Source organism: Thioalkalivibrio sp. ALE19, assembly GCF_000428605.1.
Classification (GTDB): Bacteria; Pseudomonadota; Gammaproteobacteria; order Ectothiorhodospirales; family Ectothiorhodospiraceae; genus Thioalkalivibrio.
Genome location: NZ_AUAG01000018.1, coordinates 58,267 through 70,104 on the forward strand (window position 1 = coordinate 58,267; position 11,838 = coordinate 70,104).

The 11,838-nt window shown below is 65.7% G+C and carries 12 protein-coding genes; 8 read left to right on the forward strand and 4 right to left on the reverse strand.

Annotated features, from left to right (window positions below):
- Positions 1-4: 4 nt before the first annotated feature.
- A complete protein-coding gene (hemE, locus tag F787_RS0108120) occupies positions 5-1,066 on the forward strand; it encodes a uroporphyrinogen decarboxylase (RefSeq protein ID WP_019589801.1) in 1,062 nt (353 codons plus the stop codon).
- A 51-nt stretch (positions 1,067-1,117) separates the two neighbouring features.
- Here the strand turns inward: hemE and F787_RS0108125 are convergent, their stop codons facing one another.
- Both F787_RS0108125 and F787_RS0108130 read right to left on the reverse strand, forming a co-directional pair.
- Positions 1,118-1,738, reverse strand: coding sequence for a hypothetical protein (locus tag F787_RS0108125; protein ID WP_019589800.1), 621 nt, complete (start codon positions 1,736-1,738; stop codon positions 1,118-1,120).
- Positions 1,739-1,740: 2 nt separating this feature from the next.
- Positions 1,741-4,110, reverse strand: a complete 2,370-nt coding sequence (locus tag F787_RS0108130) for a penicillin-binding protein 1A (protein WP_028491873.1) — start codon at positions 4,108-4,110, stop codon at positions 1,741-1,743.
- A gap of 142 nt (positions 4,111-4,252) precedes the next feature.
- On the opposite strand from F787_RS0108130, the gene F787_RS0108135 reads away from it, so the two are divergent.
- The 6 genes from F787_RS0108135 to F787_RS0108160 all read left to right on the forward strand — a co-directional run bounded on the left by F787_RS0108135 (position 4,253) and on the right by F787_RS0108160 (position 9,800).
- Entirely contained in the window at positions 4,253-5,320 is a 1,068-nt protein-coding gene (locus F787_RS0108135) for a pilus assembly protein PilM (RefSeq protein ID WP_026300810.1), read from the forward strand.
- Entirely contained in the window at positions 5,317-5,871 is a 555-nt protein-coding gene (locus F787_RS0108140) for a PilN domain-containing protein (protein ID WP_018870992.1), read from the forward strand. Before F787_RS0108135 ends, F787_RS0108140 begins: the two co-directional genes overlap by 4 nt.
- Positions 5,872-5,883: 12 nt before the next feature.
- Positions 5,884-6,468, forward strand: a complete 585-nt coding sequence (locus tag F787_RS0108145; RefSeq protein WP_018870991.1) for a type 4a pilus biogenesis protein PilO — start codon at positions 5,884-5,886, stop codon at positions 6,466-6,468.
- Positions 6,468-7,022, forward strand: coding sequence for a pilus assembly protein PilP (locus F787_RS0108150; RefSeq protein ID WP_018870990.1), 555 nt, complete (start codon positions 6,468-6,470; stop codon positions 7,020-7,022). Before F787_RS0108145 ends, F787_RS0108150 begins: the two co-directional genes overlap by 1 nt.
- A gap of 19 nt (positions 7,023-7,041) precedes the next feature.
- Positions 7,042-9,156, forward strand: a complete 2,115-nt coding sequence (gene pilQ / locus F787_RS0108155; protein ID WP_028491874.1) for a type IV pilus secretin PilQ — start codon at positions 7,042-7,044, stop codon at positions 9,154-9,156.
- Positions 9,157-9,254: 98 nt separating this feature from the next.
- Positions 9,255-9,800, forward strand: coding sequence for a shikimate kinase (locus F787_RS0108160; protein ID WP_018870988.1), 546 nt, complete (start codon positions 9,255-9,257; stop codon positions 9,798-9,800).
- Positions 9,801-9,812: 12 nt separating this feature from the next.
- Here the strand turns inward: F787_RS0108160 and F787_RS0108165 are convergent, their stop codons facing one another.
- Together F787_RS0108165 and F787_RS0108170 are read right to left on the reverse strand one after the other, a co-directional pair.
- Positions 9,813-10,253, reverse strand: a complete 441-nt coding sequence (locus F787_RS0108165; RefSeq protein ID WP_019021740.1) for a nuclear transport factor 2 family protein — start codon at positions 10,251-10,253, stop codon at positions 9,813-9,815.
- Entirely contained in the window at positions 10,253-10,663 is a 411-nt protein-coding gene (locus tag F787_RS0108170; RefSeq protein WP_019569577.1) for a nuclear transport factor 2 family protein, read from the reverse strand. The genes F787_RS0108165 and F787_RS0108170 overlap by 1 nt, the downstream gene beginning before the upstream one ends.
- 227 nt (positions 10,664-10,890) lie before the next feature.
- Here F787_RS0108170 and F787_RS0108175 point away from each other — a divergent pair, with 227 nt between their 5' ends.
- Positions 10,891-11,784, forward strand: coding sequence for a PfkB family carbohydrate kinase (locus F787_RS0108175; RefSeq protein WP_028491875.1), 894 nt, complete (start codon positions 10,891-10,893; stop codon positions 11,782-11,784).
- Positions 11,785-11,838: the final 54 nt, after the last annotated feature.

The window sequence follows — 11,838 nt, forward strand, 5'->3', positions numbered from 1 at the left end:
CTGCATGGCCCAGCAACTCGAAAACGACCGCCTCCTGCGGGCACTGGCCCGCGAACCGGTGGACCGCCCGCCCGTCTGGATCATGCGTCAGGCCGGTCGCTATCTGCCGGAGTACCGCGAGACACGGGCGCAGGCCGGCAGCTTCATGAGCCTGTGCCAGAACCCGGAGCTGGCCTGCGAAGTCACCATGCAGCCGCTGCGGCGTTTTCCTCTGGATGCCGCCATCCTGTTTTCGGACATCCTCACCATCCCCGATGCCATGGGGCTGGGTCTGTACTTCGAGACCGGTGAGGGACCGAAATTCCGCGATCCGGTGCGCAGCCCGGAAGCCATCGAGCGGCTGCCGGTCCCCGACCCGGAGGATTCGCTGGGCTATGTGACCGATGCGGTGCGTCTGATCCGGCGCGAACTCAACGGCCAGGTACCGCTGATCGGATTCGCCGGCAGCCCCTGGACCCTCGCCACCTACATGGTGGAGGGTGGCAGCTCGCGCGATTTCGCCGAGACCAAGCGCCTGCTGTATGGCGATCCGCAGGCCATGCATGCGCTGCTGCAGAAGGTGGCCGATGCGGTCACCGAATACCTGAATGCGCAGATCCGCGCCGGGGCTCAGGCGGTCATGGTCTTCGATACCTGGGGCGGTGCGCTGACACCGCGCAGCTACCGCGAATTCTCGCTGGCGTACATGCAGCGTATCGTCGACGGCCTGATCCGCGAGAACGAAGGCCGTCGCGTCCCGGTGACCCTGTTCACCAAGGGCGGCGGGGCCTGGCTGGAGGCGCAGGCCGACACCGGCGCGGATGGCCTGGGCCTGGACTGGACGATCGAGATCGGCGAGGCCGCGCAGCGCGTCGGCGACCGTGTCGCCCTGCAGGGCAATCTCGATCCCTCCGTGCTGTATGCCCCGGAAGCCGTGGTGCGCGAGGAGACCCGGCGTGTTCTTGACGGCTTCGGCCGCGACACTGGCCACGTCTTCAATCTCGGGCACGGCGTGCACCCGGCGATCGATCCGGATCGCGTGGCGGCGATGGTCGATACGGTGGTCAATTACCGTCGCGCTGACTGAGCCGGGAACGCACCGAATCACCCCTCCCGCTTCGGAAGGGGTGCGGGCGCCTCAGAGGCGTTCCGCCTCGCGGCCCTCCGTCAGGAGGCGTTCCACTTCTCCGGCCCCGGCCCGGGCCATGGGTTTGCCGTCCACCGGCGAGGGCGGTGCCTGGCGGATCCCGTCCAGCGGAAAGATCGTCAGTTCGACCTCGGTGTCGTCCGGTCCGCGGAAGGCGATGAAGGGCACGCGCTGCTCACGGCCCTGCCGGCTGCGGTAGCGGCGCTCGCCGGTTTCGCAGTGGATACCGCGGTCGGCCAGATCGATCAGCACCTCTTCCACGGTCTCGGCGAATCCGTGCAGATTGATCACCGGGAAGCGTTCGATCATCCCCGTGAGCAGCGGTCCGACCAGGCGCGGCTCCAGATGCGACAGGCGCTGCATCACCTGCAGTGCCGCGGCAAGGCGGTTGCGATACGCCTGGCGGCTCTCGTCGGTCGCGAACAGCCGGCTGCGTTCCAGTGCGGCATCCTGGATCTCGATGTTCGCCGGCATGTCGTGGCGAGCGTCCACCCCGAGGTGTTCCGCGGCCTTGCGCTTGGCGAGACCGAAATCGCGGATGCCCTCGTCGAGCAGGATTCGCCCGGCTTCCTGGGCGAGCTCATGGCGCAGTCGGGAGCCGTTGCTGCTCATCGTCAAAAGACCGATTCGGGTTGCTGGTCGCGCCCGTTGCGGTCGTCCCCCGGGATGCTGCGCGAACGCTCGGGAATTTGCTGCGGGAGCAGCCATTCGGTGGTTGCGCGGCTGTCACCGGCGTCGGGGGCGCGCCCGCCGTCGGGCAGGATGCCCACCCGTACCAGGTCGTCCGGCCGTTCCGGAAGGCTTTCTTCGGTGTCCGCCAGGGCGCTCCCCATGAAGCGGACCCATATTGGCAGGGCGGCACGGCCCCCGCTCTCGCGGCGGCCGAGCTCCCGGTTGTCGTCGAACCCGATCCACGACGTCGCCACCAGGTCGCCGTTGAATCCGGCGAACCATGCGTCGCGATAGTCGTTGGTGGTGCCGGTCTTTCCCGCCAGATCCGAACGGCCCAGTTCCTGCGCCCGCCGTCCGGTGCCGGCGTCCACTACGTGTTTCAGCATCCGGCTCATCTGCCAGGCGACGCCGGGCTCCAGGACCGGCACCGGGTCGCGTTGCTGCAGAACCGTCTCGCCGGTGGACAGCGTCAGGTCCTGCCCGGGTGGATTGTCGCAGGGCGGTTCACAGCTGCGGGGAGCGGGTGCCTGATAGAGCAGCTCGCCATCCACGGTTTCGATCCGCGAGATGATCCAGGGGCTGTGCAGTCGCCCGCCGCTGGCGAACACACCGTAGGCCGTGTTGAGCTGCAGAGGCGTGAGTGAACCGGTGCCCAGCACCATGGAGAGGTTGCGCGGCTGGCGCTCCGGGTCCAGCCCGAAACGTCCCAGCTGATCGTGCACGTTCTCAACGCCAATCGTGTCCAGCAGGCGGATCGAGGCGAGATTGCGCGAGTGCGCCAGTGCGCTCTGCATCGGCGTGTCGCCCTGGAACTGACGCGAATAGTTCTGCGGGCGCCATTCCGCCCCCAGGGCCGGGTCATCAAACACCATCGGGGCATCCACCAGCGTGCTGCGTGGCCGGTAGCCCTCGCGCAGCGCCAGGGCATATACCAGCGGCTTGAAGGCCGAGCCGGGCTGGCGTTGTGCCTGGACGGCCCGGTTGTAATGGTTGTCGAAAAAGTCGAAGCCGCCGGCCAGGGCCAGAATGGCGCCGTCGTCGGGGGACTGGGCGATCAGCGAGCCGGTGACTTCGGGTTTCTGTGCCAGTCGCCACCCGCTCTCTTCATGCGCCCGGATGCGGATGACGTCCCCTCGCCGGAGGTCCGGTGAATCCGCCCACGCCAGACCCTCGGCGCTCAGTTCGGCCTCCCCGATGCGGCCGCCGTCGACCCGCAGGGTCCCGTCGTCGCCGGTCTCCAGCACCGCGGCGGGATAGAGCAGGCGTCCGTGTATGCCCTGGTTTCTCAGTGCCCGTTCGCGGGCGTCGGCCGAGGCCATCTGGTCGTCGGACAGCCGCGCTTCCGGACCCCGAAAACCGTGACGTTCGTCATATTCCAGGAGTCCCGCGCGCAATGCCTGATTGGCGGCCTCCTGATAGTCGGGATCGATCGTGGTGTGCACCTGCAGACCACGCCGATAAGCGTCCTCTCCCCAAAGGTTGACGACGATGCGGCGGGCATCCTCCGCCACCCAGTGAGCGTCGATCTCGGTCTGTGCAGTGTGCCGTTCCGACGCGACTGGCCGCTCCACGGCCGCCGCGTGCTCCTCGGTGGTGATGGCGCCGGTGTCCAGCATCCGGCCGAGGACGTAGTCGCGGCGGATGCGCGCACGTTCCGGGCTGGTCACCGGGTTGGTGGTGGACGGTGCCTTGGGCAGGGCCGCGAGAATGGCGATCTCGTCGAGTTCCAGTTCGTCCAGCGAGCGGCCGAAATACACCCGCGATGCCGCTTCCACGCCGTAGGCGCGCTGCCCGAGGTAGATCTTGTTCAGATACAGCTCCAGGATCTCGTCCTTGCCGAGTTCCTGTTCCAGCCGGATGGCCAGGAAGATCTCGCGCAGCTTGCGCTCGTAGGTGCGGTCCCGGGTCAGGAAGATGTTGCGGGCAAGCTGCATGGTGATGGTGCTGCCCCCCTGGGTCCGTTCCCCGGTGCTCACCAGATTGACTGCGGCGCGCGCCAGACCGAAGACGTCGATGCCCGGGTGGCGGAAGAACCGCTCGTCCTCGGCGGCCAGAAAGGCCTGGACCACGGGTTCGGAAACATCCTCGATCTCCACCGGAATGCGCCTTTCTTCCGCGAATTCCCCCATCAGGCTGCCATCCGCCGCCCGGATCTGCAGCGGCGTCTGCAACCGCACCTCGCGTACGGCTTCCGGTTCGGGTAGTGTCGGGGCGTAATAGGCGTACAGCCCGAGCAGCGCCGCCGAGCCGGCGATCACGAGGGTCAGGGTTATGGCCGCCAGAGCGGTGACAAACTTCACAATCCGGTGCATGACTCTAAATTTTGTGGGGAGAAGGTGAGGGATCGCCTTCAGAGCGATTTGCAACCCCGAAAACGTCATGTATATTAATCGTTGCTAGCATTCGAGATTGTAACGCTACCAGCTGCAATCATCGGGGTATACAGGGGGATGTGTGCTGAATCTCGGAAAATCCAGGCCCGCACTGCTGGGCGTTGATGTCAGTTCGGCGGCCGTCAAGGTCCTCGAGCTTGGTCGACACGGAAAGGGATATCGGGTCGAGGCATTCGCCGTCGAGCCGCTGCCGGACGGTGTCATGGTCGACAAGGTCTGCCAGGACACCGAAGCGGTTGGTGCAGCGCTTGGACGTGCAGTCAAGCGCTCCGGTTCCCGTCTCAAACAATGCGCGATGGCCGTACCGTCCTCGGCCGTCATCACCAAGACCATCCAGCTGTCCGCCAGCCTCAGCGAATCGGAACTGGAAGGGCAGGTGTTCGTCGAGGCCGACCAGTACATTCCGTACACCCTGGAAGAGGTCAATCTCGACTTCCAGGTGCTGGGGCCCAACGCCAAGAACCCGCAGATGCAGGATGTCCTCGTGGTGGCCTCGCGGCGCGAGAACGTGGAATCGCGCATCGCCATTGCCGAGGCGGCGAAGCTCTCGGTGGAGCTGGTCGACGTCGAGGCCTATGCCATCGAACATGCCTCCGAACGCCTGATGGAGCATATACCCGACCGGGAGAACAAGCCGATGGTGGCCATCGTGGACGTCGGCTCGTCGGTGACGGCGGTCTATGTCGTGTCGCAGTCCGAGGGAGTCGTGTACACGCGCGAGCAGAATTTCGGCGGCCGGATGCTCACCGAAGAGATCATGCGGCGCTACAACATGAGTTACCAGGAAGCCGGTTCGGCGAAGATGAGCGGTGATCTCCCCGCAGATTACGTCAGCGAGGTCTTGGAGCCGTTCAAGCAGACGATGATGGATCAGATCCAGCGGTTGCTGCAGTATTTCTATGTGACGCGACCCCAGGACACCATCGATCACGTGCTGCTCGGCGGCGGTTGTGCAGCCATTCCGGGGGTCGACGAGATGCTGGAGGAAACCACCTCCACGCCGGTTTCCGTGGCCAACCCGTTCCGTGGAATGGCGCTGTCCCGCCGCATCAATCAGCAGCGCTTCACCAATGATGCGCCGGCCCTGCTAACGGCCTGCGGCCTGGCACTGCGGGGGCAAACATCATGATTTCTGTCAATCTGCTTCCCTGGCGCGAACGTGCCCGCGAGCAACGGCGCAAGCAATTCTTCGTCTCGGCCGGCGTGGCGGCTGCGGTGGGTGTGGTCCTGGCGTTCGGTGGTTACACCTACATGGAATCCCTGATCGACCATCAGGAAGACCGCAATCAGGTGCTCGAAGAAGAGATCCGCGAACTCGACCGCAAGATCGCCGAGATCGAGGAACTCGAAGAGAAACGCGAGGACCTCGTCGCGCGGATGGACGTCATCCAGACCCTGCAGGCGCAGCGCCCGGAGGCCGTCCACCTGTTCGACCAGATGGTGGTGACCCTGCCGGACGGCACCTACGTCAACGAGATCACTCAGGACGGATCGCGTATTCAGATTCGCGGCCTGTCGGAATCCAACACCCGCATCTCCGCGATGATGCGCAATCTGGATGACTCCCCGTGGCTGGGCAGCTCCAACCTGCAGATCATCGAAACCCGCGAGGAAGGCCGTATCCAGGTGAGGGATTTCCGCCTCGACGCACGGCAGACCCGGCCGGACAATGGCGAGTAGGGAGACTGCCCAATGGACCTGAAGAACCTCAACGAGATCGATTTCAACAACATTGGCGAGGCCCCCTGGATCGTCAAGGGGGTGATCCTTCTGGTGATCATCGCCGTGATCCTGGGCCTCACCTACTATTTCGTGATCGACGACCAGCTCAGCGAACTCGAACGGGCGGAGCGCGAGGAACAGCAGCTGCGTGACGAGTTCGAGGAGAAGCAGCAGCGTGCGGCCAACCTCGATGATTACCGCGAACAGCTCGCGGAAATGGAAGACATGTTCGTGGAGCTGCTGGAGCTGCTGCCGACCAGCGCGGAGATCCCCAGCCTGCTGGTGGATGTGTCGCAGACAGCGCTGCAGACCGGTCTGGAAATCGAGCTGTTCGAACCGCGCTCCCATCGCGAACGTGATTTCTATGCCGAGGTGCCGATCCGGCTGCGGCTGCGGGGCGACTACGAGGAACTGGCCGAATTCGTCAGCGGCGTCTCCTCGATGCCCCGCGTGGTCACCATGCACGACATGCGCATCCGCCGCGCGGGTGACTCGGATTTTGATCTGGTCATGAACGCCGAGGCGCGAACCTACCGCTATCTGGAGGACAACTGATGAGTCGGATCTCCGTCAGCCCCCGGGTACGGATCCTGGCGGTCGCCGTGCTGGGCGCGGGCCTGCTGGGTGGCTGCGCCCAGGACAAGAGTGACCTTCACAACTATATCGCCGAGGTCCACGAACGGCCGGGTTCGGGCATCGAACCGATCCCGACGCTCGAGCCCCACGAGCCCTACCTGTATCCGGGGCATACCCGTTCACCGTTTGACTCCAGCGTGATCGAGCAGCCTCAGATCGCGGAGGACGAGGGCGAGCCGGGCGATGCCGAAATCGACCCGGACCGGCCGCGGGAATACCTGGAAAGCTACCCGCTGGATTCGCTGTCCATGGTCGGCACCCTGGAACGCGACAACATGCGCTATGCCCTGGTACGGACTCCGGACCGCTCGGTGCAGCAGGTCACGGTAGGCAACTGGATGGGCCAGAACCACGGTCAGATCGTCGAAATCACGCCCACCCGCATCGAGCTGGTGGAAGTGGTTCCGGACGCCTTCGGCGGGCACATCGAGCGCGATAATTCCATCGCCTTGCAGCGGGCCGAAGATCGGTAGGATCCCGGGAGAGACAAACATGGAAATGACATATCGGCACAATGCCGGCAACAGCAACAGGGGGCTGAACATGGGATCTTCCATGCGCGCACTGGCGGGCTCCGCGATGGCGGGCCTGCTGTTCATGGCGTCCCAGGGCGTTTCCGCCCAGGAACTGGAGGATATCCGGGCGGCCAGTATTGGCGGTGATCGGGTGCAGGTGAACCTGCAGTTTTCGGACACCCCGCCCGCGGACATCCGCGCCTTCGCGATTGATTCGCCGCCGCGGATCGCCTTCGACCTGCCGGATGCCGGCAGCGTGATGAGCGACCGTCGCAAGGAATTCAACGTGGGGCCCCTGCTGGAGGCCACCGCGGTGGAATCGGGCGATCGTACCCGGGTGGTGCTCGGACTGACGCAGCCCTCCGAATATCAGACGCGGGTGGATGGCAACAACTTCATCGTGACCCTCGGGCGCGGCGTGACTGAAGCCGACGCGCAGGACGAGGCCGTGGCCGAGCGCGTCGGCGAACCCGAGCCGCGGACGACCCGTTCCGCGCGGCCGGTTGAACTCACCGACATCGATTTCCGTCGTGGCGACCAGGGCGAGGGTCGTGTCGAGGTGGGGCTGTCACGCAGTGGTGGTGCCATCGATGTGCGCGAACAGGCCGGCCGTATCGAAATCCAGTTCGACCGGGCCGCCATCGACGAGTCGATGGAACGGCGACTGAACGTGGTCGACTTCGCCACCCCGGTGCAAACCATCGACACGGTCGCCGATGGCGACCGCGTCCGCATGGAAGTGGCCACCGAGGGCGAGTACGAGGTCGTCTCCTACCAGAGCGACCGGCAGTACGTGCTGGAGGTGGCGCCGATCACCGAGGCGGAGCGTCAGGCGCGTGAAGAGGAAGAGCGCGAGTTTACCGGGGAGCGTCTGTCGCTGAACTTCCAGGACATCGAGGTCCGCTCGGTGCTGCAGCTGCTGGCCGACTTTACCGATCTGAACATCGTCGTCAGCGACGACGTCGACGGCAACATCACCCTGCGGCTGAACAACGTGCCCTGGGATCAGGCGCTGGACATCATCATGCAGTCCCGCGGCCTGGACAAGCGCATGGAGGGCAACGTGCTGTTCGTGGGGCCCGCCGAGCAGATCGCCGCCCGTGAGCGGCAGCGGATGGAGGCCGAACGCGACCGTGAGGAACTGGAGACGCTGAGCACCGAATTCCTACAGATCAATTTCGCTCAAGCCGATCAAATAGCCTCGTTGATCCGTGAGGGGGATCAGAGGGGGATGTTGTCTGAACGCGGGAATGTGGCGATTGATAGCAGAACCAACACCCTCCTGATTCAGGACACACGGAGCAGGATCGACGATATCCGCCGGCTGGTACAGAATCTGGACGTGCCTGTACAGCAGGTCATGATTGAGACCCGCATCGTGATCGCTCAGGATTCTTTCCAGCGGGACCTCGGGGCTCGGTTCGGAGTTGCGGGCACGAGGCAGCGTGGTGATACCCAAATGGGAGCCACGGGGTCCATGTCTGGAGCTGATGGCATTCGAGGTGGGTCGCCTGATGACGTTGCCCTCGGGGATCGCTACGTAAGCAATCTGCCGTCGGGGGGCGGGGCTGGTGCCTTTAGCATTCTCCGTCGAGGGCTTCTGTTGGACTTGGAGCTTTCTGCCCTGCAGGCTGAAGGCAGAGGGGAAATCATCTCATCGCCGCGCGTCGTGACCACGAATGGTCAGGCAGCGTCGATTGAACAGGGAACCGATATCCCGATCCTGCAGCAGGATGAAGCCGGCAATACCCTCACTAGTTTGGAAGAGGCGTATTTGGCTACCGACGTCACGCCCCAGATCACGCCGAACGGGAACGTGATCATGGACATTCGGGTCACCAAGGACGAGCCCAACCCGAACGTGGGCGACCAGATCGGCATAACGAGGCGATCTGTGGAAACCCAGGTGTTCGTGGGTGATGGTGAAACGGTAGTCCTGGGTGGCGTCTACGAGATCGATAGTAGTGAATCGGTGGAACAGGTGCCATTTTTCGGAGACATTCCGTTTATCGGTAACTTTTTCCGAAACAGGTCCAGCGATGAATCCAAGCTGGAACTGCTGGTCTTCGTGACACCGCGCATCCTCGATTGATGCGCCAGCCCCCTCGGCTCTGCGCGGGGGGAGACTCCGAACCCGGGATCCGCGGATCCCGGGTTTTTTTTGCTCCGGAGTCCCGGTAGCCTGCCCGCATGCAGAATATTGTCCTGGTGGGCCCGATGGGGGCCGGCAAGAGTACGATCGGGCGGGGGCTGGCGGGACTTTTGCGCCGGGCGTTCCATGACACCGATGACGAGATCCGCAAGCGTACCGGGGTGGATATCCCGACCATCTTCGAATTCGAAGGCGAGGAGGGCTTCCGGCGGCGCGAGACCGCGGTCCTGGATGCCCTGCTGGAGAAGGACGGCATCATCCTGGCGACCGGCGGCGGGATCGTGGAGCGTCCGGAGAACCGGGAACGGCTGAAAGACGCCTTCGTGATCTATCTGCGGGTGCCGGTGGAAGAGCAGTTCCGCCGGACCCGGCGCAGCCGCAACCGGCCGCTGCTGAACCAGGCGGAGGATCCGCGGGCCCGACTGCAGGCGCTGTTCGAGCGGCGAGACCCGCTGTACCAGCAGGTTGCGGACATGGTCCTGGAGGGCCGCGGGCGCCGGGTGCGGGATGCGGTCAACGGGGTGTGCTCGGCGCTGCAGATGAAGCGCCCGGACCTGTGCGAGCCGCGCGCGGGGTCGGAGTAGCCCGCGCGGTGATCAGTGCCGGGTCTGGGTGCCGCCGCCGGCCACGAACATGCCTTCGGGGCTGGGATCCGCGCGGCGCCCGTGAGACGCGTGGTGAAACGCCAGCCGCCAGCCGCCGTCGACGCGCCGCCAGGTCTGGCTGATCAGGATGGTGCCCGTGGGTGCCACGTCGCCCGGCCGGGTGATGGCTTCCTCGATCACCATGCCGAGGCTGTCGTCGGTCTCGAACCGGCCGACGATGCGCGGTTCGATGCCGATGTTGAGTTCGCGCGAGAACACCAGCAGCCAGCTTTCCATCACTTCGGCGGTGCCGCGGTGCGCCCGGGGGCTGCCCGGATGGATGCACACGATGTCGGGGCGGTCGGCCCACAGATCCATCATGTGTTCGATGTCCGCCTCGCGGAACGCCCGGTAGTAGGCGTCCATGCAGGCCTCGACCGCGTCGCCGGCCATCAGTGCACGCTCCGGCGGTTCCAGCGCGAGCGGGTGGTGGGATCGGGGCTGGCGTGGTGCAGCACCATGCGCCAGCTCCGGCCGTCGAAACGGTAGGCGTTGGTGGCCAGGACCATGCCGCGCAGGTCTCCACCCATGTACAGGTGTTCGTGCAGCACGTGGGTGACCAGGTCGCTGCCACCGAGCACGGTGAGGCCGGAGCGTCGGATGACGGTGTCTTCCATGCTCGCGAGAATGTCGTCCCAGCTGTCCATGACCAGTTCGATCCCCTGCAGGCGCTCGCCGCCGGGGTGGATGCAGACGCAGTCGGGCGTGTCCTGCCAGACCGCACGCATGGCTTCCGGATCACCGGCTTCGAACGCGCCGTAGAATGCCTCTTCGGCGGCTTCGGGGGAGGAAAATTTCGCCATGGCCGTCCTGTCCTTTGTCCAGATGATCACGAACGCTCCGCGAACGCGGGGGCGGGCTCCTTGTGCCGGATTCTTTCAGTCCCCGGTCCGCGCGGCGAATTCTGCCAGTATCCGCACCGTTGGGGATACGGGAATCCGGCGGCGGCGCTGGTCGCGGGGCGGGCGGAACGTCACAATGGCGCCCCAGCGGTTTCGTTTCCCTGAATCCTCCGACTGGAGTCCCGCCCATGGCGCGCATACTGACGACCGGCATCGTCACCCTCGATCACGTGCTGGATGTCGACACTTATCCTGCCGAGGACGCCGAGGTGCGTGCGGCCGCCAGCCGCACCCGGCCCGGTGGCAACGCCACGAACACCGCCGCGCTGCTGGCACAGTTCGGGCACCGGCCGGAACTGGCCGCGGTGGTGGCGGACGGGGCCGCCGGTGACGCCCTGATCCGGCGTCTGCGCGAGCGCGGGATCCACGACCGCCATCTGGTCCGCCGGCCGGGGGCGACGCCGACCTCGCATATCCTGCGCGCCCGCGACACGGGTTCGCGCACCATCGTGCATCATCGTGATCTGCCCGAACTGGCGGCGGAGGACCTGTGCGGCGTCGCCTGGGAGGAATACGACTGGCTGCATTTCGAGGGACGCAACCCGGAGGTCCTGGCCCGGGTGCTGGCCACGGTGCGCGACTGCGTGTACGACGCCCCGGTCTCGCTGGAGATGGAGAAGCCCCGCGACGGGCTGGAGGTCTGCATCCCGTTCGCCGACATCCTGATGGTCTCGCGCGACTGGGCGCAGGCGCGGGCTGAGGGCCTCGGTATTGGCGACGAGCCGGCGGCGGCCTGCGAGGCGGCCCTGCGGGCCCTGATGGAGGAACACCCGGAGGCCATCATCACCGTCACCGGCGGCCCTGCCGGTGCCTGGATCGGGTTCCGCGGCCGCGTGGAGCACTGCGCGCCGACGCCGGGGCTCACGGTGATCGACAGTGTGGGCGCCGGGGACGTCTTCAACGCCGGGCTGATCGACGCCATCGCCTCCGGGGAGCCGCCGGAGCGTGCCCTGGTCGCCGCCGTGCGTCTGGCCGAACGCAAGCTGGCGCAGGACGGCCTCGAAGGGCTGGCCCGGGCCTGACGCCGGGGCTGGTTCGGACCCGATCCGGGGCGAGCCGCGGCCTTCCCGGTCCAG